27 protein-coding genes are annotated in these 20,612 nt (G+C 40.0%); 12 read left to right on the top strand and 15 right to left on the bottom strand.

What is annotated here, in order from left to right:
* Nucleotides 1-18 precede the first annotated feature (18 nt).
* From BM095_RS12970 to BM095_RS12920, 11 genes are all read right to left on the bottom strand, one after another.
* Nucleotides 19-729 carry a response regulator transcription factor gene (locus tag BM095_RS12970; RefSeq protein ID WP_091662653.1) on the bottom strand — a complete coding sequence of 237 codons (711 nt, stop codon included), beginning with the start codon at nt 727-729 and terminating at the stop codon, nt 19-21.
* A 223-nt stretch (nt 730-952) separates the two neighbouring features.
* Nucleotides 953-1,186 carry a carbon storage regulator CsrA gene (gene csrA / locus BM095_RS12965; protein ID WP_091662650.1) on the bottom strand — a complete coding sequence of 78 codons (234 nt, stop codon included), beginning with the start codon at nt 1,184-1,186 and terminating at the stop codon, nt 953-955.
* Nucleotides 1,186-1,647 (bottom strand): flagellar assembly protein FliW, encoded by a 462-nt coding sequence (gene fliW / locus BM095_RS12960; protein WP_091662647.1) that lies wholly within the window; start codon nt 1,645-1,647, stop codon nt 1,186-1,188. The genes csrA and fliW overlap by 1 nt, the downstream gene beginning before the upstream one ends.
* 12 nt (nt 1,648-1,659) lie before the next feature.
* The gene (locus tag BM095_RS12955) at nt 1,660-2,247 is read right to left on the bottom strand and encodes a DUF6470 family protein (protein WP_091662645.1); all 588 of its coding nucleotides are present in this window, start codon (nt 2,245-2,247) and stop codon (nt 1,660-1,662) included.
* A gap of 34 nt (nt 2,248-2,281) precedes the next feature.
* Nucleotides 2,282-3,166 (bottom strand): flagellar hook-associated protein FlgL, encoded by an 885-nt coding sequence (gene flgL / locus BM095_RS12950; RefSeq protein WP_091662642.1) that lies wholly within the window; start codon nt 3,164-3,166, stop codon nt 2,282-2,284.
* Between the two features lie 21 nt (nt 3,167-3,187).
* Nucleotides 3,188-4,732 (bottom strand): flagellar hook-associated protein FlgK, encoded by a 1,545-nt coding sequence (gene flgK, locus BM095_RS12945; RefSeq protein WP_091662641.1) that lies wholly within the window; start codon nt 4,730-4,732, stop codon nt 3,188-3,190.
* A 31-nt stretch (nt 4,733-4,763) separates the two neighbouring features.
* On the bottom strand, nt 4,764-5,258 hold the full coding sequence (locus BM095_RS12940) for a flagellar protein FlgN (RefSeq protein ID WP_091662638.1): 495 nt from the start codon (nt 5,256-5,258) through the stop codon (nt 4,764-4,766).
* Between the two features lie 82 nt (nt 5,259-5,340).
* Nucleotides 5,341-5,607 (bottom strand): flagellar biosynthesis anti-sigma factor FlgM, encoded by a 267-nt coding sequence (flgM, locus tag BM095_RS12935; protein WP_091662635.1) that lies wholly within the window; start codon nt 5,605-5,607, stop codon nt 5,341-5,343.
* A 104-nt stretch (nt 5,608-5,711) separates the two neighbouring features.
* Nucleotides 5,712-6,137: a TIGR03826 family flagellar region protein gene (locus BM095_RS12930; protein WP_091662632.1), complete on the bottom strand. Its 426-nt coding sequence runs from the start codon at nt 6,135-6,137 to the stop codon at nt 5,712-5,714.
* A 17-nt stretch (nt 6,138-6,154) separates the two neighbouring features.
* Nucleotides 6,155-6,766, bottom strand: a complete 612-nt coding sequence (locus tag BM095_RS12925; protein WP_177194819.1) for a ComF family protein — start codon at nt 6,764-6,766, stop codon at nt 6,155-6,157.
* A 218-nt stretch (nt 6,767-6,984) separates the two neighbouring features.
* Nucleotides 6,985-8,433 (bottom strand): DEAD/DEAH box helicase, encoded by a 1,449-nt coding sequence (locus BM095_RS12920; RefSeq protein ID WP_091662627.1) that lies wholly within the window; start codon nt 8,431-8,433, stop codon nt 6,985-6,987.
* Here BM095_RS12920 and BM095_RS16630 point away from each other — a divergent pair.
* Nucleotides 8,423-8,560, top strand: a complete 138-nt coding sequence (locus BM095_RS16630; protein ID WP_177194818.1) for a hypothetical protein — start codon at nt 8,423-8,425, stop codon at nt 8,558-8,560. The two genes, BM095_RS12920 and BM095_RS16630, sit on opposite strands and share 11 nt — an antisense overlap.
* A 154-nt stretch (nt 8,561-8,714) precedes the next feature.
* On the opposite strand, the gene BM095_RS12915 is transcribed toward BM095_RS16630, so the two are convergent.
* Nucleotides 8,715-9,560 carry a DegV family protein gene (locus tag BM095_RS12915; RefSeq protein WP_091662625.1) on the bottom strand — a complete coding sequence of 282 codons (846 nt, stop codon included), beginning with the start codon at nt 9,558-9,560 and terminating at the stop codon, nt 8,715-8,717.
* 228 nt (nt 9,561-9,788) lie between these two features.
* Between BM095_RS12915 and BM095_RS12910 the strand changes: the two genes are divergently transcribed.
* The 9 genes from BM095_RS12910 to BM095_RS12870 all read left to right on the top strand — a co-directional run bounded on the left by BM095_RS12910 (nt 9,789) and on the right by BM095_RS12870 (nt 14,922).
* Complete coding sequence (locus BM095_RS12910) at nt 9,789-10,232, top strand: YtxH domain-containing protein (RefSeq protein WP_091662622.1); 444 nt, start codon at nt 9,789-9,791, stop codon at nt 10,230-10,232.
* An 18-nt stretch (nt 10,233-10,250) separates the two neighbouring features.
* Nucleotides 10,251-10,955 (top strand): GvpT/GvpP family gas vesicle accessory protein, encoded by a 705-nt coding sequence (gvpT, locus tag BM095_RS12905; protein WP_091662620.1) that lies wholly within the window; start codon nt 10,251-10,253, stop codon nt 10,953-10,955.
* Nucleotides 10,956-10,962: 7 nt separating this feature from the next.
* Nucleotides 10,963-11,352, top strand: coding sequence for a gas vesicle accessory protein GvpU (gene gvpU, locus BM095_RS12900; protein WP_091662617.1), 390 nt, complete (start codon nt 10,963-10,965; stop codon nt 11,350-11,352).
* A 21-nt stretch (nt 11,353-11,373) separates the two neighbouring features.
* Nucleotides 11,374-11,892 (top strand): YtxH domain-containing protein, encoded by a 519-nt coding sequence (locus BM095_RS12895; RefSeq protein WP_091662615.1) that lies wholly within the window; start codon nt 11,374-11,376, stop codon nt 11,890-11,892.
* A gap of 18 nt (nt 11,893-11,910) precedes the next feature.
* On the top strand, nt 11,911-12,174 hold the full coding sequence (gvpA, locus tag BM095_RS12890) for a gas vesicle structural protein GvpA (protein ID WP_091662612.1): 264 nt from the start codon (nt 11,911-11,913) through the stop codon (nt 12,172-12,174).
* Nucleotides 12,175-12,603: 429 nt separating this feature from the next.
* Nucleotides 12,604-12,873 carry a gas vesicle protein GvpO gene (gene gvpO / locus BM095_RS12885; RefSeq protein ID WP_245757916.1) on the top strand — a complete coding sequence of 90 codons (270 nt, stop codon included), beginning with the start codon at nt 12,604-12,606 and terminating at the stop codon, nt 12,871-12,873.
* Nucleotides 12,874-12,879: 6 nt separating this feature from the next.
* Entirely contained in the window at nt 12,880-13,896 is a 1,017-nt protein-coding gene (gene gvpN / locus BM095_RS12880; protein WP_091662607.1) for a gas vesicle protein GvpN, read from the top strand.
* 25 nt (nt 13,897-13,921) lie between these two features.
* A complete protein-coding gene (locus tag BM095_RS12875) occupies nt 13,922-14,677 on the top strand; it encodes a GvpL/GvpF family gas vesicle protein (protein WP_177194817.1) in 756 nt (251 codons plus the stop codon).
* A complete protein-coding gene (locus tag BM095_RS12870; RefSeq protein ID WP_091662601.1) occupies nt 14,674-14,922 on the top strand; it encodes a gas vesicle protein GvpG in 249 nt (82 codons plus the stop codon). The genes BM095_RS12875 and BM095_RS12870 overlap by 4 nt, the downstream gene beginning before the upstream one ends.
* An 87-nt stretch (nt 14,923-15,009) precedes the next feature.
* Here the strand turns inward: BM095_RS12870 and BM095_RS12865 are convergent, their stop codons facing one another.
* Both BM095_RS12865 and BM095_RS12860 read right to left on the bottom strand, forming a co-directional pair.
* Nucleotides 15,010-15,723 (bottom strand): response regulator, encoded by a 714-nt coding sequence (locus BM095_RS12865; RefSeq protein ID WP_091662599.1) that lies wholly within the window; start codon nt 15,721-15,723, stop codon nt 15,010-15,012.
* A gap of 69 nt (nt 15,724-15,792) precedes the next feature.
* Nucleotides 15,793-16,983: a sensor histidine kinase gene (locus BM095_RS12860; protein WP_281243899.1), complete on the bottom strand. Its 1,191-nt coding sequence runs from the start codon at nt 16,981-16,983 to the stop codon at nt 15,793-15,795.
* Between the two features lie 217 nt (nt 16,984-17,200).
* Here BM095_RS12860 and BM095_RS12855 point away from each other — a divergent pair, with 217 nt between their 5' ends.
* Together BM095_RS12855 and BM095_RS12850 are read left to right on the top strand one after the other, a co-directional pair.
* Complete coding sequence (locus BM095_RS12855; RefSeq protein ID WP_091662594.1) at nt 17,201-17,842, top strand: YigZ family protein; 642 nt, start codon at nt 17,201-17,203, stop codon at nt 17,840-17,842.
* Nucleotides 17,843-18,286: 444 nt separating this feature from the next.
* Nucleotides 18,287-19,333, top strand: a complete 1,047-nt coding sequence (locus tag BM095_RS12850) for an LCP family protein (protein ID WP_091662591.1) — start codon at nt 18,287-18,289, stop codon at nt 19,331-19,333.
* 196 nt (nt 19,334-19,529) lie between these two features.
* Here the strand turns inward: BM095_RS12850 and BM095_RS12845 are convergent, their stop codons facing one another.
* Nucleotides 19,530-20,585, bottom strand: a complete 1,056-nt coding sequence (locus BM095_RS12845; protein WP_407639175.1) for a glycosyltransferase family 4 protein — start codon at nt 20,583-20,585, stop codon at nt 19,530-19,532.
* Nucleotides 20,586-20,612: the final 27 nt, after the last annotated feature.

The following is a 20,612-nucleotide window of genomic DNA, read 5'->3' as shown; positions in this document are numbered from 1 at the left end:
TTATGTAGAAATAAATAATTATTTAAAGATAACCCAATCCTCTTCGATCGCACGCTTGACAGTATGAGTGCGATCTTTTGCATTCATTTTTTTAGCTATATGGCTAACATGATTGTTGACCGTGGCTACTGATAAAAAATATTCTTCTGCTATTCGTCTGTTACTCTTTCCCTCTAGTATCTTTTCAAGGATGCGAGCTTCTGCCTGCGATAATACAGTTAAAGCTTTTTCAGTGTCCAGTCGTAGATCTTTTTCCTCACTTTCATGCTCAACCTCACTTTTCATCTCTCGATATTTTTCGATAAGATACGGCTGAAATAAAGGGTCGACATACACATGAAACGATTGAGCTCTTTCAAAATGCTTTCCCCACTGTTTCCGTTCACGATCTGACGCTAATATAATAGATACGGCTTCTTCTCGAAACAAACTGTCTACAACTTGAATGTCGTTCACAGAGACATTCACAGCGAGCCGAAAGGAAGACGGGACACGCCTGAGTTCGTAGGCCTTTTGTATGAGTGTGTCTTCATCACAGACACTATAATAAACACAATCTTTTTTTAATCCGAACTCTACACAGGAACACACTTGTTGTGAAGTAATTTCCTCTACTTCTTTCCCATGTTGGTTACTAAGTTTTGATAGAAATGAAGTGTTATCTTTTGTATCCAGAAACAAAATCGGTCGTTTAGCTACAGTACTCTTTGTTAAATTAGCTTGTATCACAGATAAATCCCCCCGGTCAAAATTACATTTAGTGAGAAAAGATATAAAAGTAACACTTCCCTTTCAGCCTATTGTTTGTAAAATATTACCTTTATTTAAATCGAATAACAAGGAACAAGAGTACCTATTTATGTCTTACTTCCAACTAGGTCCTTGTTATTGGTGTGAGTCGAATAGATCACTCTCTAATTTTAATACAAAAAAACCGGAGTCTGGCTCCGGGCTACGAATTGTTTATTTGATTGGTGAGCTGTTTTAAAATGTCAAGATTACCGGTTTCCGCAGCTTCACTATTCTCTTTCTGAATACCCAAATAAATTTCTTTTCTATGGATGTCTATATGCTTAGGTGCATGTATCCCCAGCTTTACTTGGTCACCTTCGATATGAAGCACTTTTACTTCAATCTCTTCGCCGATTTTAATCGATTCATTCGTCTTCCGTGTTAATACTAACATTATCTGTCCCCCTCCATTCCCGATGCTGACCTTTCCTCTTGTGGGAACAGATAATGTTTGGGACTGTATATAGAGTCATTCATCACATATTGTTTCGCAATTTTTTTTGGGGAATTTAATATAATTGGAGCTTGTAAATTGGCTGTTGTTTTTTTAAAAGGATCTTGTACCGTTAATACGGATAACACAGCCACATCCTCTTCCTTCTCGAGGGAGAGCTGCTCAATCACGTTATCAGATAATACCACCTCATAATCAGGGAAGAAAGAAAAGGGATCTGTCACAATAAAGGCTAGTGGTGAAGTATGTATGGACTGTAAAATATGAAAAGCAGTTTCTTGTCCAAAAGGCAATAAAACAAACTCTCTTTCCTCTTCAAATGCTGGAAGTCCGTACTCGAAAACAATAATGTCTTCCTCTCTTATATTCACTTCTCCAAAATGTTTTGTATGTAATTTCACAATGAACCACCTTTAAATACGTTTATTAAAAAACTCCCCACCGACATGGAATTCGATGCTCGCCCTTTGTCTTACATCATATGATACGTCCCAGCGCGGCACGTGAATCTCAGGTTCATTTTTACGCACGTGAATCGTTGGTTCCTTTCGCTCTGTTTGTAAAGTAACATCACCTTTCTGTACATGGAATGATACCTTAAAAGCATGCTCAGGAATAAATCCAAGGACCGTATCATGTTGGAATAATACACTTCCTTTACTCGCCAATCTCGTTAACCCTTTGCCGCCGCCAGCATTGTTTTCAATGGTCTTCAAAATTTCGGCTTCCTTCATTTGTTTACTTATATATTCTTGGGCCGAACGCATTCCGTTTTGATAGAAAGAAGCTGCATTTTTTAATACCGGAACAAGACCTGCATCCTCACGTGCGTCTGTTTGGTCTATAAAAACTTTCACAGCATCGGTGGATATTTCTATTGTATCTGCGTCCTGATGTATCTGAAGGTCAGCTTGAGGCTGTTTTATTGTCAGCGAAGGAGTGCTTATCCGGAAGCCGAGTTTAGCGCTTTCTGTCATAACTGAAACTTTTGCCAACTCCACTCTACTGCTTCCTTTCTATATCCGAGTATTACTTTTACCTTAGAAAATCCAGAAGTGTTGGTTGTATAATGCGTGCCCCTGCCCCTAGGGATGATCGTAATACATTTTCTTGCGACATTAAATCCATAATTACTTTTTCCATATCTGCATCTTCATTTTCAGACATTATTCGCTCAGCCATCACTTGCTGTTCACCTAATCTAGATTCCATCATTTCCAAACGATTGACTCTTGCCCCGATCTCCGCGCGTTCATTGACAATATCATTTATTCTATCATCCATTTTCTGAATAAGCCCTGTGAATTCTTCCCCGCTAGCGCCTTCATCCTCTAATGTACTTTTCACTTCCAACAGATCAGTAAACAACGTATCACTGAAAACACGAGACGGACGAGAATTTACTGGTATCTCAATTCCTTTCATTAATTCAATAGACACATCTTCCTCATTGTTTGATGTGGTTGCACCATCATCATGTAATGTAACAGGAGGCTCTGTAGTATTTGTCCCATTGAAAATAAATTTATTGTTAACTTTTGTATTGGCTACCGATTCTACATGTTTCATTAATTGATTGACTTCTTTAGCAATATTGCTTCTTTGGCCTTCTTCATACGTATCATTGGACGCTTGTACAAGCAGCTCTCTGACTTTTTGAAGCGCTTGAGTGGCCTGATTTAACGCAGAATCCGAGGAATCCAGCCAATTGTATGCTTCTCCTAAGTTCCTTTGAAACTGCTCTACTTCTATATGTTGTGTTCGGTAACGAATACCATTCATCGCCACTACGGGATCTTGAGACGCTCTAGTAATCTTTTTCCCAGAAGAAAGTTGATTTTGAAGCTGACTTATTTTTTCATAGTTTTGGCTCATATATTGTAGAGACCTTTGTGCCAGCATAGACTGGGTTACCCGCATACTCCTTACCTGCCCTTCTCATTATCTTCCGACGATACCCATGTTATTTATAATACGATCCAACATCTCATCAACCATGGTTATATTCCGTGCTGCTGCGTTAAACGCATGCTGAAATTGAATAAGATTAGTCATTTCCTCATCGAGCGAGACGCTGCTGACTTGCTGGCGGTTAAATTCAATACTTTCTTTTAAGTTTCCCGTGTTATCTCTCATCTGTCCCGCTTCCATTGTTTTTACTGCCAAATCTCCAATGATTCCTTGATATGTACCCTGCACATCCACTTTATCCTTTACAGCCGCGAGGTTTAGTGCGTTGGAACCATCACCTGCGTATCCTTCATCACCCTCGGCAGTCTTAGAAGCTGCGGCGATGTTTTTCAAGTCTTCCATAATCTCTTCAGAAACTCTAATAGTTGCTGATGCATTCGTTGCATTGTCCGTATTAACCATATCAATTCCAGAATAAAAGTTAACTTCATCACTTCCGTCCAATCCAACTCCGGATTGGTGTACTTTATTAAATTCAACGGCGAAATCATGAACCATCTCATCAAGATCTTTCAATAATTCCGGATACACACCAGATACACCATCACCAAAATCATAGCCGTATCCTTTTACTAAAGCCTGTATTTTTCCTGGAGAACTATTTATCAGATCATCCAATTGCGTATTACCAAAAGCAACTTCACTGACAGAAGTCGCGTCTTCACCGAATGTAATACTTAGAGACTCATAACTTCCTGACTCACCATTGATAACCATGACCTCCTGTGTTTCGCCGGCACTTTCTGTTGTCAACCTGTCCCCTTCTTCATTCAAAAGAAAAATATCTACCGTACCTTCTGCAGCAGCGACAGCTTGTCCTTTACTTTCATTTCGTTCTACTTCAATATTTATCATTCCTGACAATCGGTCGATCAGTAAGTCACGCTCATCGTACAGTTTATTCGGTAAATGACCATGAGGTTCAACGCGCGCAATCTGCTTATTTAGTTCGTTAATCTGTTCAAGCATCGAATTAACTTCTTTTTGAGTAGTATCCATCTCTTTTTTCAAATCTTGTCTGTTCGCCTCAAGAGAATCCGAGATATAATTGAACGTATCAGCTAATGCAACGCCACGCTGTCTAACTACAGATCTTGCTCCTTCGTCCTCTGGATGGACAGAAAGATCTTGAAGAGATTGCCAGAAACGATCTAGAGTCCGCCCGATACTATTATCTGACGGTTCATTCATCAAATCTTCGATACGTGTGTAAATATCGTGACTCTTCTCCCAATAACCGGCCTGTGCGTTTTCTCCGCGAAATTGAATATCGAGGTAATTTTCACGGATGCGTTGTACAGAATCTGCTTTCACGCCAGTACCAATTTGCCCTGGAATACGTGGAGCATTCCGTCCAGGATTAGGGAATGGGGTTTCTTGAGTGAAATTTACCCTTTGTCGAGAGTAGCCTTCTGTGTTTGCGTTTGCAATATTGTTTCCGGTCGTATGAATAGCAGCTTGATGAGCATTCATAGCCCGTCTAGCTGTTTCTAACCCGTGGAAAGTGGAATACATAAATGTTGTCCTCCTGAGAATAAAATCCTTTTTAAGCTTTCGAATCAAAGACAGAGTATCCTTTTACGTTTTCTCCTCCCTTTGATTCCGGATGAGTATAGTGAACCGCCTCTGGATCTGGCTGAATCATATCCATCGTCATTTGAACAAAATGAAGGGAGTCCTCAAGTAACATCCGATTCATTGCTTCTCTTTCTCGCAATCTAGTCATTTCTAAAAGCAGATTCTCTTGCAGCTTCACTAGAGGATTCCGGTATCCTTCAGGGAGATATTTCACGAGTTCACTCACTGTGCCTTCAGGGCAGTTATTATCTCTTTCCTCTAAATATCGAAGTGTTGCTTTGTGCCTGGCCCTTTCTGTCTCTTCCATTTTCCGAATAAGTGTACTCTCTTCTTTTAATAGGGAGTGTAACTGGTGGATGTCATTCCTCTTAATTAGATCCGTTTTTTTTAGAGACAGTTGATGGAGTTCTTTATGCTGCTGAATCAGGAGGGCCATCGATTCAAATATTACTTTTACCGACATACATTCCGCGCTTCCTTCCCTCTAGGTATGGCTAATTCTATGACATAAAAGTCCCAATAAACATGTGAAACAGCAATAGCTCTTACGCTTTTCCATTCCAATATTCATAGAATTTACGCGCTGTTTCCTTCGTGTCCATCTTATATTCTCCGGCTTCAATTTGTTTTTTCAGCTCTTCTACTTTGTCTTTTCGCTGTGTTGAAAAATCACTCTTTTGCTGCATTTGTTGAGCTTCTTTGGATATCTCTACCTTATCTGTTTGTTTGGAAGTAGGATTGTCATTAGTACGATAATGATCCATACGTTTTTGGTACAAGTTACCTGCAGAACCGAGTGGATTAATTTTCATTTGCTTCACCTCCAAAGATCTTACCTTTTAGCGAAAACCGAACTTCACTCCTAGTTACTCATTATATCGGATGACAATTAAGTTATTTAACCCCTACATTCGACTCATTTCAGTCGATCCTGGAGAGAGTGATACGTTTTGTTTTTCTGTTTTTCCCTTTCGTTTAAGCGTCTTTTTCGTTCTTTTTCTATTTCTTCTCTTTTTAAAGTTGACTGGATCCCCTGGCTGCATGTATCGCAAATTCTTCCTTCTTGTATTTCTCGTCCGCATGATTCACATGGGTATGCCATGTTTGGAAGGTGATGAAGATGAAGTCGTCCTTCTTTAATAAATTGGATAATATCTGTTTCAGCAACTCCCGTTTCATTAGATACTTCCAACATGGTCGCCTTTCTGTTTTTCTTTTTTCTTATATACGTATATACGGTTTGAAATTTTTCTTCTCTCTCTTTGAAACATGACTGGCATATGGGGCGAATCCCCTTCACAAATAGCTTGCTACAGCGAGGACAATTGTCTAGGTCATTCATTGTTCTCTTCCCCCTCCCTACGAACCTCTAAATAGAGTAATAGCACGTACACTTCTAGCTCCATGAGATTTTAATTCAGTTGCTGCCCTTCTCAATGTAGAGCCTGTGGTATATATATCGTCCAATAACACTATGTTTTTAGCTTTAATTGTACTCGAACATTTCGTGTTCACCCGAAAAGGATTTTCTGTTGCCATCATTCGTTCATATCTTGTTTTTTTGCTTTGCTTTTTCTCATCCATTAAACGCAGAAGCATCGAGGATGCAGCAGGGGGTATTTCCTCCCTTTTCTTACCTTTCATACGGGTCAGTATCATAGAAAGTTTTTCTACAAGACTTAAAGGCTCTAATAAAAAGGAAAGGAGAAGTTCAGATTGATTAAACCCTCTTTCTAACATTCTTTTATCACTAATAGGGATAGGTATCGGCAAGTGATCCCAATACTTCTGTAAGTATAGACGCCGTAATTCAGTTCGGAAAATTAATGCCAATATTGCATCGCCACGGTATTTCCATCGACTAATTAATTCTTTAGCACTTTCATTGTACACGTAAAGAGACAGGTTATGCTCAAGAGTGTCTCCCATGTTGTCCTTTTCTCTCCACCTTCTACAATCCAAACATTCCACATGTTCTCCACCTATCGATAACGGACGAGAGCAACGAACACAACAATTTTTTGGGAGCGGCTGAAGTAAGCTTTTGCACGAAAAGCAGAGATATTGGTGAGAAGCATTAGAAATGAATGATTGCCAACTAGTTCTTGTTTCTACTTTTTTACTGCACCATAGACAATGATCGATTCTTCCATCTAGACTTGCTTCTAAGTTCATCGGCTTTTTGTATTTCACTTTCCTTCCTCTCTCCTATTCATTTTCACTATATGTTGGCAGGCTTTTTTCATCGCTTTTGTTTTACCAAAGTGGAAAAAAACTACATCTCCATGTGGTTTACTTGAGCTCCTCCCTGCTCGTCCCGCAATTTGGACCAATGCACTCTCTGTAAATATGTTATCTTCCGAACCAAGCACAGCTACATCCACTCCCGGAATCGTTATCCCGCGTTCCAAGATCGTGGTAGTTACAAGTAATGGTACGACCCCTTCCCTAAATTCCGACACTTTTTGGTGTCGCTTTATGTCTTTGCTATGGACTCCTTGGATATGAGGGTTTTTACGCTTCAGTATGCTAGTTACTTTTTCTAAAATTTCAATTGTTGGAACAAAGAGAAGAGCAGGAATACCATTTTCTATTCGGTGAGCACACCATTTTTGTAAAGATTTCGGAAGGCGCATATGGTTCAGATCTTTTTGCCAGGAACCAGACCATTGGAAGCGAGGAACAGGGAGTGGGTGACCATGGAAGCGGCGTGGAATCACAACGGAAGAGAGATCCTCATTTGCTACCCGCTGCTTTATGTCCTCAGATGGAGTGGCCGTCAGATAAATAATCGATGCTTTATTTTTCTTAGATTTATAAACAGCGTGCAAAAGAGAGTCATCAGCATGAAAGGGAAAAGCATCTACTTCATCAATAACAACCACATCAAATGTGTCAGTGAACCTCATCGTTTGATGGGTAGTGGCTATAACAAGAGAAGCAGGAGGATCTTTTTTAGTTCCCCCTCCATATAAACCATTGATCGGTATATTAGGAAATGCCTTTTGCATTCGCGGCATCAATTCAAGGACTACATCGGTCCTAGGAGAGGTTACTAACACTCTTTTCTTCTTTGAAAGAGCAAACTGTAATCCAGGAAACAAGATTTCTGTTTTCCCCGCCCCGCAAACAGCCCAGATCAATAGTTCTTGTTCTTTTTCAATTGAATCTTTTAAAGCCTGAGCCGCTTTCAGTTGTCCCTTTGTCAAAGTCCCTTCCCATTTCAGGTGGGGGTGGGGGGAATTTACTGGAGATGGACCGTTCCATCGTAACAACGGTGTGCAAGTGCTAATCTTTCCCATCATTATGCAATGACGACAATAAGTACACAGCGAGCCGCAGGAGGAACAGGGAGCTCTTCCAAACATTTTTGGATTGTCTGTATAACAACGATGGCAGCGGAATGTTTTATTTAGAGGAAGAAGTCCGGACCGGATGGAGACAATGCCAGACTCAAGCAGGGGGTGAAGGTCTTCCCATGTCACTTCTAATTCATTTAATAACAATTCTTTTCCGTAGAGCTTGTTTTGAATGGAATGGTAGAGAGGATCGTTGAATGAACCGGTAGAATGGTCACTGTCAGGGAGAGGAAGTTGCGGAAGTGAACTAATAACAGAAGGTCCTCGAATGACTTCCATTGACTCTTTGCTACATGTCTCAGGTAAACATATCGTACTGTTAAGGGAAGGTTTAAATACATGGACAAAACGTATCGATATCACTCCTTTTTATGTACCGCCAGTAGCCGTAAAGAAAACGAGCTAAAGGCTGCATCTAAGAATTTTCTTCCGTCGAACTACAGGCACGAAGAGGATCCGTTTACTCTTCAGTATGCATGCTCTTACCGTGTCCAAGAATACATCAGAATCAGCTTGTAAACGAGAAATCTTTCTGTTTTGGATACAGCTTCCCGCATAAGCTATTCTTTGTACCAAGCAATTCCAAGACTTCCTTCCCCGACATGTGTACCAATGACCGGTCCGAATTCGCCTACATCTATAGTTACATTGTCGTATTGATTTAATAGCCTTTTCTTTACATCTTCTGCTTTCTCCAACCGATTAGCATGAATTACGGCAGCTCGTATGGGGACGCCGGTACCAGCATCCTCTTCAAATAGCGATAAGATACGATTGATGGCTTTTTTCTCTGTGCGGATCTTCTCAAACGGTGCAATGGTCTTTTCTTCAATATGTAAAATGGGCTTAATTTTTAATAGACTTCCCACTAAAGCCTGAGCGCCATTTAATCGACCACCGCGTTGAAGATGGGTTAAGCTGTCTACCATAAAATAAGCTCTCATGCTCTTTTTCATTTCTGTAAGTCGTTTTAATATCTCATGAACCGTCGCTCCCTCTCTTGCCATTTTAGCAGCTTCTACTGCGTAATATCCTTGAGGAGTACAACTAATCTCGGAATCAAATCCATATACTTCCACTTCCGGTACTTCTTGTCCTGCCGTCAAAGCTGTTTGATACGTACCGCTCATACCGCTAGATAAATGGATGGTAATAATTTCACCATAAGACTCACCAAGTTGAGAAAAGACTTCTATAAATTTCCCTATCGACGGCTGAGAAGTAGTTGGCAGCTGATCCGTTGAGCCGAGTTTCTTATAAAACTCCCCTATTGATAATTCACTTCCTTCTTCATAAGCATTATCCCCGAACACTATGCTCAACGGGACAACCGTGATGCCATATTCATCAATGATTTCTTTCGGAAGATAAGCTGTACTGTCTGTAACTATCGCTATACTACCCATTCGTTCAGCCTCTTTCTATATTTAAATAATTTCTCTTTTACTTTCTCTCCTATCTTTCCTCTTATCATAATTTCTAACGCATAGAACTTCAAGAGATTTCCTCTTTGAGAAAACATTGCTGTGGGGTGCATCATAAGTGCTATTTTTAACTATTTCCCGCATTGCTGGTTAATAGCCGAAAGCAGGCGGGTAAGGAAACATATAAAAAGATGAAAGAGAGGTGCCAAGATGGCTGGCAATGATAAACCTTCCACTCCGTCAGAGAAAGGAACACTTAGAAATTATGTCATAGCAGGCAGTCTAGTCGGTGGAAGCATAGGATATTTGTCGAGTGGCGAGTCTGGAAAAAAGATCGTCCAAAAAATTAGTGAATCAAAAGCTGCTCAAGAAGCAGGAATACAACTCCGTCAGACTGTCCAAGAAATCGCAATCGAACAGCTAACAAATGGCCTGCGGACTTCTATAAATGGGTATATGAATGGCAGCTTGAATAAAAAGCTTCTTTCATCACAAGGAATAAGCCACACGAGCGAAAACGATCCCAATACAAGTGCCCAGGGGGAAGACAGTATGGAATACAAAGAAATGAAAAATAAAACAGATCAAATGGAGGACAGACTCGACCGTATTGAAGGTATGTTGTCAAAGCTCCTAGAAAATACACATTCATAAATCAGGAGGCGAAAAAACATGGCGCAGGAACAAACGAGAGATCTCTCCGAAAATCAGAAGCAAACAAGTCAAAACAATGGAAATGCAGTCACTCGGACTATTGCAGGATCGGTAATAGGAGCAGCCGCTGGATATATAACCAGTCCGGAAAACCGAAAAAAGATGAAAGAACAGTGGACGGGCTTGGATCAAGAAAAACTGAAACAAACAAGTAGGAATATTGGACAAACAGCTAAAACAAAAGTATCACAAGCGACAGGATCCATAAAAAAATCAGCTGGAAATTTATTTGAATCCCCTTCTAATGGTAGTCAATCAAACAATAAAACCGAACATGAAACAACTCGTTTAGAAGACAATGCACCTGACAACCCAGAAGATGAGGAAAATATGGATGCTTTGCTCGATACACTCCAAGAAGAAAATGATCAACTGAAAGAAAGACTCGATGCAATTGAAGGAAAGCTTACAAAATTAGTGGAGTCAGAACAAGAGAAAACAAGTAAGAGTTCCACTGCTAAAGAACGACAAAAAAATACAAACCAAACCTCAACTAAACAAAACAATCCTTCCAACGATGATAGCTCAGCCAGCAACGATAACACAAAAAAAGCGGAGACAGAGGTAGATCACACCAAATCATCTTCGAGTCAGAAGAAAAAGTCTGACAAAGAAAATAAAGACACGAAAAATGAGAAACAAGCCGCTTCAAACAAAGGGTGATTTTGAAATGACATCTGGAAACAAACTGGAAAAGGATAGCATCTTACAGTTGCTTATAGAAACGGTTAACGCTCAAGATGATTATTTTCTTGATATTACATTAAATGTAAACGGCACACACGTAAGTGGCACGATGATACCAGCTAGCGACTACTTATCAGAGCTTGCAAACGAGTTTACAGATGATGAAACGGAAAGTTCCATTCATGAACAACTTGTTCGTGCCAGTGAATCACTTGATTCTAACAGTCATACGGAGGCAAATTATATTCATTTAAAAGAGGCAAATCTATTTAGCGAATCAGGGGCTTCCTTTCCTTCGAAAGGCTCCGTTTTATGGAGGGGGCGGCTTAGTGAAGTGGATGGCTTCTTCTTAGGGAAAATAAAAGAATCCTAGCTGGAAAGGAGGATAGCTTGAATGGCCGCTGAAGAATCCCACCCCCCTGTAAAAAAAGCGGTAATAGCCGGGGGCGCAAGCCTATTAGGCAGTGCTGCCTTGATGGTGAATAAAAACGTTCGATCTACCATTAAAAATTCTGTTAACACGTTAAAACAAGAAGTGAAGAAAGAAACAGAGGATGTTGTTGAAGATCATCCGAAAGCGAAAAACGCTGCTTCTGCTGCACTTGTTGGTAAAAAATTTTATGGTACATTTGAAAAAATAAGGGAAGCCAAAAATGAAATGGAAGAAAAGTTTGCAGAAACAGGTGAACAGCTGAAGGACAAAGGAAGAGAAGCTAGAGAACGATTTAATGAAGTGAAGTCAACGTTACAAGAACAAGCAGAAAATGCAAAAGAAGAAATCAAAGACAATGAACTAACAAACCCAGGAACATCCTCGAAGGATGGAATTAAAAAAGCCAGTGATATTAAAGGTTACTCTAATATCAAGGGTGCTAGTGATATAAAAGGTGTCAGTTATATTAAGAAACCTTAAATAAAGGAGCGATTCTCAATGGGTATTCAGAAAAGTACCGATTCTTCAAGTTTAGCTGAAGTTGTAGACCGTATTTTAGATAAAGGAGTAGTCATTGATCTCTATGCCAGAGTATCACTAGTAGGTATCGAGTTAATCACTGTGGAGGCTCGAGTGGTCATTGCCAGTGTCGACACATGGCTTCGCTATGCTGATGCAGTCGGTTTATTACGAGATGAAGTGCAAGGAGAACTTACAGATGATTATATAAATGATGATCGTGAACAAATAAACTTTGCATAAAGATTGATTCAGTTTCAATCATAGGACTGCCCTTAGACATTCTTTTGTTACTTCGAAGCATGTGACGAGGCTGGGACAAAACTAGAATAGTCAACTCTAAAGACGAACGATCACATGTTGAAGGAGTCACCCGTTTCATAAACGCAGTGTATCAGCGTAGTCAAAATACGTAGACTCCAGCGGGAACAGCACGAGCTGAAGATCCCGCTGGAAAGCCGTTTTCGCTTTCCGAGGAAGCTGAAGCCGTGCCCGCGGAAAGCGAAGTATTTTGACAAAGCGACAACATAAGTTGTTCGGATTTATCTTTCATTTAAATACTTTTGTCCCAACCTCCTCTTTGTCAAAGGGGCAATCTTTCTTATTAAAAGTCAAAGCAACGAAGTTTGTGAAGACAGCCTATTAAAATGACGGTGGTGAAAATTAGTGAGCATGGAAGACATTATACAATCACTCAATGTATTTTTTGAAAAACATATATCTCCTATTCATCGAATTACTTCCATTGTAAAAAAAGAAGAGCAATGGGAGGCACGAGTAGAGGTCATTGAAGAAAAAGAATACATGAAAAAATATGGACGGGATCAAATTATAGGAGTTTATGTCGTACAACTGGACGAGAATTTGGACATTATTTCATTTGAACGGATCCACATGCGTCCGCGTACAGCAACGCGAGTGGAAGAAATAGAAAGGGGGTAATCAACCTTGAATGGCAACAGGATCAGTTCCTCTCCCACTAGTCGACAAACTGCAATCAGAGGAAATAATCATCGAAAATCCATGTCAAAAAATAGAAAAGTATCAGCCCCCACGAAACACTCGAAAAAACAGTATACAACGAAAAGTAAACATCCTTCGTTCATTCGCACAGAGGAAGGAAATGACCTGATTGCCCGTGCCAAACGTTATTTAAATGGAGGTTATCCTGTACATTTTACCGGTGCGTCCGGAACAGGCAAGACGGCTCTTGCCATGCAGGTAGCAGCAGAATTGAACCAACCAGCTACTATCATTCACGGAAATCACGAAATGAATAACGTTGATTTAATTGGCGGCACAACAGGGTGGTCCAGCTCTAAAACAATTGATAATTTCGTTCGCCAAGTATATAAACAAGATGCAAATGTGAAGGAAAACTGGACTCCCGGACGACTAACGGAAGCTGTCCAACATGGTCATGTTCTTATTTATGATGAGTTTTCACGTTCTACCCCAGAGACCAACAATTTATTTTTATCCGTTTTGGAAGAGAAGCTCTTGCCTCTTTATGGAACGAAACAAAAACAGCCTTCTGTTGCTGTCCACCCGAATTTTAAACTGATACTTACTTCTAATCCAACGGAGTATGCTGGCGTTTTTCAGACACAAGATGCTTTGGCTGATCGTCTCATCACGTTAGAAATCAATTTGTCACAACAAACAAAAGAAACCATCCTTCGAAAATCAGAGAACTTATCAGAGCAAGAATCTAACACAGTGTGGCAATTAATAGAACAAATTGAACATGAAACAGATGATGAAAGCGTCGGGCTTGGGTTGCGGGCCGCTTTTATGATTGCGAGGATTGCAAAAAACTCAAAAGCATCTTTCTCAAGCGAAGATTCTATTTTTAGGCAAACTTGTTCTGATGTCCTTTCCTCCTATTTAGTGAGGAGCGGGCGCTCAGGTACCATACAAGAGGCCCAAAATCTCATACGAGAAATACTCCAAGATTCCCATTGATTTTAATAGAAAAGGAGCAATGATTGTGCAAAAAGAAGAGGGTTTATATTTATTTGCAGTGATCCCTAAAGCAGAAGAACGGAGTTTTGGAACGACAGAACTAGATGGCAGAGTGACAGAAGTTTTCACGGTCCCTTTCCATGATATGTCTATGGTGACAGCATCCGCTCCTATTAAAATTTATGAACCTACTCGAAAAAATGCACGGAATCACCAACAAACGATTTCACGGGTTATGGAAGAATTCTCTGTTATTCCAATGAGCTTTGGTAATATTCTTGAGGACCGAGAAGATGTGCACTTATTTATGGAACAGCTTTATGAGCAGTTTCAACATATATTCCCCAAAATAGAAAATAAGATTGAAGTGGGCCTAAAGCTGATGGGCAAAAAAGAGTGGATAACAGAGCAAGCAAACAAGAACCCATCTTTGCAACGTTTAAAAAGAAATGCAGCATCCGCAAAACCTCATTATTATGAACAACTGAAATTAGGAGAAGCCGCTAAGTCATTTGTCACCTCTCTCCATTCTCAGTTTGAACAAGAGGTGTTTCAACCGCTGGCTGAGCTGTCGGAAGCAGCGAAGAGTAATGAGGTCATCAATGAGAGAATGCTTCTGAACGCCTCTTTTCTAATTAGTCTAGAAAATGAAGAGGCTTTTGATGCTCGGGTCAATGAAATATATGAGAAATGGAAAAGTTGTATTGACTTCACATATACAGGTCCATGGCCAGCCTACAATTTCATTAACCTTAAAATTAAAGCGGGTCAAACGTCATGATTCATAAATTATTTACGTGGCCGCTCGATACCGTTTTAGCGGTTGCTAATAAAGTAAAAGACGAAGCAGATAAGGAATTGTATGATATAGAACACATTCAAAAAAAATTGGCTCACCTTCAAATGGTATACGAAATGGAAGAGATATCAGAAGAGGAATTTGAATCGCAAGAAGAAGATTTACTCCGGCGTTACCGCATCGCAAAAGAACGGGAACAAGAGTATAATCAGGCTACCAAGGAATGAAAGAAGTACCAACACAGGCGAGAAGAAACAATGAAAAGATAAAGAAGAACTGGAGGCGTCGCACCTCCAGTTACCCAATCACAGTGTTTATCTTACTTTTACCCAGCCTTTTTTTATTGACTCTACCACAGCTTGGGTCCTGTCATTCACGTTCATTTTTTGCAATATATTACTTACATGGTTCTTGACTGTCTTTTCACTAATGTAAAGAGATTCTCCAATCATTCGATTGCTGTAACCATCCGTCATAAGTTGTAGAACCTCGCATTCTCTCCGTGTTAATAAATGCAGCGGTTTCCGGTACTCTACTTCTTTATAGCCTACTTCCGTTGACCCGCTTTCTCCCTCTCCTCCTGTCGCCAAGCGGCGATATTCGTTAATGAGGTTGTGGGTCACCTTTGGATGGATATAGGCTCCTCCATTCCCCACTACTTTTACTGCCTCAATTAATGCATCAGCATCCATTTCCTTTAACAAATAGCCAGAAGCTCCGGTCTTCAATACATGAGTTACATAGGATTCATCATCATGAATAGATAAGATTAGAATTTTCACTTCGGGAAACTTTTCTATTAGGTTTCTTGTTGCTTCTACGCCATTTGTTCCTGGCATATTGATGTCCATTAGAACAACATCCGGCTCATTCTCTTCCACTAGCCGTAGAGCATCTTCTCCATCGTCCCCTTCCGCTACTACTTCAAAGTTGGGTTCCATATCTAAAATACGTTTTACCCCTTCTCTGAACAGCTGGTGATCATCTATAAGAATTAATCTAATATGTTTTTCCATCTTATCTGGCATGCTTTCCATCCTTTCGCATTAAGTTCCTTTGCATAGATCGTTGCTGTATAATAAAGTTCGTTTCTAACGTTAGACATTCCTACTCTTCAGTAACTCTTTTTTTTGGGGCTGCCTCCTGTTTGGGCTTCCTTTAAAACCTTCTACAGGAACTTGGATAATAATGACGGTACCTTTATTAGGTATGGAATCAATGGTTAATTGACCTTTTAAAGCATTAATTCGTTCTCTCATGCCCAGCAGCCCGAACGTGCATTCTTCTGATTTCTCTGATTCAAAACCTTTCCCATCATCTTTTATGACGATATTAACTTGAGAAGGTTTCATCTCCAGTTTTACTTGAACTTCATTCGCTTCCGCATGCTTATAAGTGTTCTGTACAGCTTCCTGAATGAGGCGGAACAAACCAACTTCAACGTTTGCTGGAAGTCTTAAGTCTCGCCCCAGGTGAGAAAAGCGAATAATTAAACCGGTTCTCTCTTCCATGTTTTGTAAGTATTTATTGAGTGTAGGAATTAGACCTAAGTCATCAAGTGCCATTGGGCGGAGATCATAAATGATGCGCCTTACTTCTGCCAGGCTGGAGCGTATCATTGTTTTTAAGTCTTTTATTTCATCGATAGCAGCATCTACCCCCTGCTCATTGCTTACCCTCTCTACAATTTCCGAGCGAAGAAGGACATTCGCAAGCATTTGAGCTGGGCCATCATGAATGTCACGAGCCACTCTTTTTCGTTCTTCTTCTTGTGCTTCTATAATTTTAAGACCGAACTGTTGTATTTCTTTTGCGTCCTCTACCATTTCACCTACTTCTCTTAGATCACCTGCCAAAAATTGATGTACGATTGAAACCTGACTAACTAATGTTTCAGCTCGTTCAATAGTACCCTCGAGTTGGATCAGACGACGTTCAATTTGATCTCTGCGCTGGCGAAGCTGTGATTCCTCTTGTTGAAGAACTGCAAGTTTAATTTGCAGCTCATTTGCATTTTCATACACTTTTTTCACTTCATCATTACTGTAACTTCTAAAATGACGGCTGACTTCTGCTAAACGATTTCTAGCAAAACGGGCGTACATTTCCGTCTGTTCCGATTTATCAATCACTTTGGCTACATCTTCACGCACTTGCACGAGCTCAGCTTTCAATGATTCATATTCATCCCTTGATTGTTCACTTATCTCAAAAATCTGTTCTTTGCTCTGCTCTACAGTATGTACCATTTTGTTGATAATTTCATCAAGGGTCATTTTATCCGCCAACTATATCACCACGCTTTTCTCCAGTTCAGTTCATTCGTTTGACAGGAAACTACGATTCGTTATGATTATTTTAGCATATTCTAATCAAATAGGACGGATAAATAGGTTTCTATACCCTCTTTTATACAGCCGTCTTCTCTAGAATACCATGCCTCAGACTTTTGTAGTTTTACAAAATGATTATAGTATAGTTACATTAGGAAAGGAGACTTATTACATGCTCGACTCGTACTATACAGTCCATGCTCATGGGACTAGTGAAATAACAATTAACAAATCAAGGTTTATTAGCCATGTAAAACGTGTAATATCGGAAGAGGAAGCTCAAAATTTTATTCAATCCATCAAGAAAGAACATTGGAATGCTACGCACAACTGTTCAGCATATATGATCGGTGAAAAAGACGAGGTGCAAAAAGCAAACGATGATGGGGAACCAAGTGGAACAGCGGGAATTCCTATGCTTGAAGTTTTAAAGAAAAGACAATTAAAAGATACATGCGTCGTAGTCACACGTTATTTTGGCGGCATTAAGCTAGGTGCCGGCGGCTTAATTCGCGCTTATTCTTCTGCTGTCACAGAAGGAATCAAGGAAACAGGTGTAGTGGAAAGAAAACGTGTGAATGTAATGGGAGTAAAAGTAGAGTATACTTTACTTGGCAAAGTGGAAAATGAATTAAGAAATTCCTCTTATCCTTTGAAGGATATTCTCTATGAAGAGGCTGTAGTATTCTTCGTATACGTTCCTGTTAAAGAATCCTCGAGGTTCAGTGAATGGATAACCAATGTAACCAATGGACAATGCAGTATAGAAGAACTGGAAACAACTTATTTGGAGACTGATATTTCATCTTCCTGATTTCTTCATTTTTAAACATATCATTGGTTTTATTTCCATGATTTTATTTCCAAGGAAATAATTTGTCACCACCCTTCCAGGAATAATGAAGGTATTGGCGACGAAAGTTGATGGAAATCGGTGTTCCTCTAATAATTGCTTGTAACATTTTCATAAGAATATCGACTTTACTTGTTAGCAGGAGAACACAACGCAAGCTTGTTCAAGATTTACCTTATCTCCCTTTAAGTGTTAGTGTATGAGTTCGCTTCCCCCTTCACTTCTGGGGCTAGCTTTCTTATCGGCCTCCTAGTGCCTGTTGCTAGCTGACAGCCACCTTGACTTTTTAAGTATAACCTATTCACCACCCCCATTCTTAAAAATTATTTACGAATGGTCATTGTTTTTGTAAAATAAGTTGGACACCCTAAATCACTTAAACTTTGAAACAAGGAGTATGTAATCATGGCTAAACAGCAGCCTAGATCGCGGATGCGACGCCGTAAACGAAGACAACGCCGTATTTTTAGCATATTTATGTTGATTGGTCTTCTTTCTTTTGTAGTACTGGGAGGCGCTATTGGGTATTTTGCTTGGAAACTAACCGATGTAGCAGCCGACACCCAGGAAACGCTAGAACGTGGGGAAAAATCAGAATTAAGAGAGGTAGCTGTCGATCCAAAAGAAGACAACATTTCTGTTCTCTTCCTCGGTGTAGACAACCGCGATGGAGAGTTAGATGGTCTCTCTGATGCCATGCTTCTTGCTACGTTTAATAAACAAGAACACTCTGTGAAAATAACAAGTATTCCACGCGACTCTCTAGTTACCATTCCTGGGCGGGGAGAAGATAAAATCACCCATGCTCATGCATACGGAGGAACAGACTTAGCAGTTCGAACGGTAGAAGAGTTATTTGACATTCCTGTTGATTATTTTGTTAAGCTCAATTTTGAAGCTTTCATAGAAATCATTAACGCTCTCGACGGTATAGAAGTCGATGTTCCTTTTACTTTCACGGAACAGGATAGTGAAGGAAATAAAGGCGCGATAACGATAAATGAAGGTACCCAAGTATTAAACGGCGAAGAAGCTCTCGCATACGTCAGAATGAGAAAGAAAGACCCTCGAGGTGATCTAGGACGAGGAGAGCGGCAGCAGCAAGTGATAGAAGCTCTTATCCGAAAAAGTGCCTCTCTGTCATCGATTCGTAACTATGATGAGGTATTAAACAGTATTGAAGAGCATATGTCCATGAATTTAACATTTGGAAACTTGCTCTCTCTACACGGTTATGCCAGCTCACTTGAAAGCATTGAACGCCTCCAGCTTCAGGGCGAAAACACGTATATTAATAATGTATACTATTACACCCTACAGCAGGAGTCAAAAGACAGCATATCCAATGCTTTGCGTGCCCATCTCGAAGTTGGAGAAAATGATACGCGGCAGCCTGGAACTTCGACCGCAACACAAGATAGTCAGGCTTTAAATGAGACCGAATATGAATAGGAGTTAACTTTCTTGTCAGAAAGAGCTGTTCTCACTTGCAGAACAGCTCTTTTCTTCTGATCTCATTTTAAGAACTGCTGCAACATCATAAAGGAAGATAATAAACAAACGTCCTCGCGAAGGATAATGCCATCTTCGGTAAGTACCAAGAGACAGAAAAAAGCTGCCAGAGGGAATTTCCCTGTGACAGCCCTTTTTATGAGCGCTTAGGTGTATTAGAGAATTTATTCATTAATCTAAGCATGGGTCTGTAATCGTGACTCACTAAACCGATACGCTCTGCCATGAGCTCGATTCCAATGAGTAACAACATCAAAATGACTAAGGAAACCCATAGTGTTGAGATGGTAAATATAACAGCAGAAATTCCGAAGAATGCACTGACTGCATAAATAATTAGTACGGTTTGTCTGTGCGTGTATCCAAGGCGTAACAAACAATGATGCAAATGAGACTTGTCTGGAGCAGAAAGAGGCTGCTTGTTGACAAAACGTCGTATAATGGCAAAAAAAGTATCCGATATCGGTACTGCAAGTATAATGACTGGTACTACGAGAGAAAATATAGTTACATTTTTGAATCCTAATAATGCAATTACCCCAATCATAAAACCAAGGAACAGCGCTCCTGTATCCCCCATGAAGATCTTGGCAGGGTTAAAATTATGAACTAAGAAGCCTAATGTTCCACCAAGCAGTGCAATACCCATTGCCACAATAAAAATATCGTTTTGAATGATGGCTAACACTGAGATCGTTGCCAACACAATGGATGAGACTCCGGCGGCAAGACCGTCTAGACCGTCAATTAAATTGATAGCATTCGTTATTCCAATAATCCATAACAACGTAATTGGAATACTGAACCAACCTAATTCTAACCTGCCATCAAAGGGTAGGTTTATAAACTGAATTTCCACTCCACCGACCAAAACAATGATCGCTGCCAGGATTTGACCTAGTAACTTCCATTTCGCTGAGAGTTCAAATAAGTCATCTAAAAAGCCGGTAATAATAATAATTGTTCCCCCGGCTAAAATATACGGCATATATTCATTATTAGGCTGGAGGATAAGAAGGCCTGCTAAAAAGGCAACATATATAGATAGGCCACCTAGTCTTGCCATGGCGCCTTTGTGTACTTTTCGATGGTTTGGCTTATCTGTTGCTCCGATTTTAAAAGCTAATTTTTTTACGAGAGGTGTTAAAAATAGTGATAATAAAAAGCATGTAATCAATGCCAGTGCGGTTATCATTTTGGCCCTCCTCTATTACCTTGC

This window comes from Alteribacillus iranensis (assembly GCF_900113025.1).
Classification (GTDB): Bacteria; Bacillota; Bacilli; order Bacillales; family Marinococcaceae; genus Alteribacillus_A; species Alteribacillus_A iranensis.
This window is presented reverse-complemented; position numbering and strand designations above follow the sequence as displayed.

What these genes read in the sequence shown, in the direction of transcription:
- csrA (WP_091662650.1), bottom strand. Translation starts at nt 1,186, where the DNA reads ATGTTAGTATTAACACGGAAGACGAATGAATCGATTAAAATCGGCGAA.
- flgL (WP_091662642.1), bottom strand. Translation starts at nt 3,166, where the DNA reads ATGCGGGTAACCCAGTCTATGCTGGCACAAAGGTCTCTACAATATATG.
- flgK (WP_091662641.1), bottom strand. Translation starts at nt 4,732, where the DNA reads ATGTATTCCACTTTCCACGGGTTAGAAACAGCTAGACGGGCTATGAAT.
- BM095_RS12940 (WP_091662638.1), bottom strand. Translation starts at nt 5,258, where the DNA reads ATGTCGGTAAAAGTAATATTTGAATCGATGGCCCTCCTGATTCAGCAG.
- flgM (WP_091662635.1), bottom strand. Translation starts at nt 5,607, where the DNA reads ATGAAAATTAATCCACTCGGTTCTGCAGGTAACTTGTACCAAAAACGT.
- BM095_RS12930 (WP_091662632.1), bottom strand. Translation starts at nt 6,137, where the DNA reads ATGAATGACCTAGACAATTGTCCTCGCTGTAGCAAGCTATTTGTGAAG.
- BM095_RS16630 (WP_177194818.1), top strand. Translation starts at nt 8,423, where the DNA reads ATGACTTCCATTGACTCTTTGCTACATGTCTCAGGTAAACATATCGTA.
- BM095_RS12920 (WP_091662627.1), bottom strand. Translation starts at nt 8,433, where the DNA reads ATGGAAGTCATTCGAGGACCTTCTGTTATTAGTTCACTTCCGCAACTT.
- BM095_RS12915 (WP_091662625.1), bottom strand. Translation starts at nt 9,560, where the DNA reads ATGGGTAGTATAGCGATAGTTACAGACAGTACAGCTTATCTTCCGAAA.
- BM095_RS12910 (WP_091662622.1), top strand. Translation starts at nt 9,789, where the DNA reads ATGGCTGGCAATGATAAACCTTCCACTCCGTCAGAGAAAGGAACACTT.
- gvpT (WP_091662620.1), top strand. Translation starts at nt 10,251, where the DNA reads ATGGCGCAGGAACAAACGAGAGATCTCTCCGAAAATCAGAAGCAAACA.
- gvpU (WP_091662617.1), top strand. Translation starts at nt 10,963, where the DNA reads ATGACATCTGGAAACAAACTGGAAAAGGATAGCATCTTACAGTTGCTT.
- BM095_RS12895 (WP_091662615.1), top strand. Translation starts at nt 11,374, where the DNA reads ATGGCCGCTGAAGAATCCCACCCCCCTGTAAAAAAAGCGGTAATAGCC.
- gvpA (WP_091662612.1), top strand. Translation starts at nt 11,911, where the DNA reads ATGGGTATTCAGAAAAGTACCGATTCTTCAAGTTTAGCTGAAGTTGTA.
- gvpO (WP_245757916.1), top strand. Translation starts at nt 12,604, where the DNA reads ATGGAAGACATTATACAATCACTCAATGTATTTTTTGAAAAACATATA.
- BM095_RS12870 (WP_091662601.1), top strand. Translation starts at nt 14,674, where the DNA reads ATGATTCATAAATTATTTACGTGGCCGCTCGATACCGTTTTAGCGGTT.
- BM095_RS12865 (WP_091662599.1), bottom strand. Translation starts at nt 15,723, where the DNA reads ATGCCAGATAAGATGGAAAAACATATTAGATTAATTCTTATAGATGAT.
- BM095_RS12855 (WP_091662594.1), top strand. Translation starts at nt 17,201, where the DNA reads ATGCTCGACTCGTACTATACAGTCCATGCTCATGGGACTAGTGAAATA.
- BM095_RS12850 (WP_091662591.1), top strand. Translation starts at nt 18,287, where the DNA reads ATGGCTAAACAGCAGCCTAGATCGCGGATGCGACGCCGTAAACGAAGA.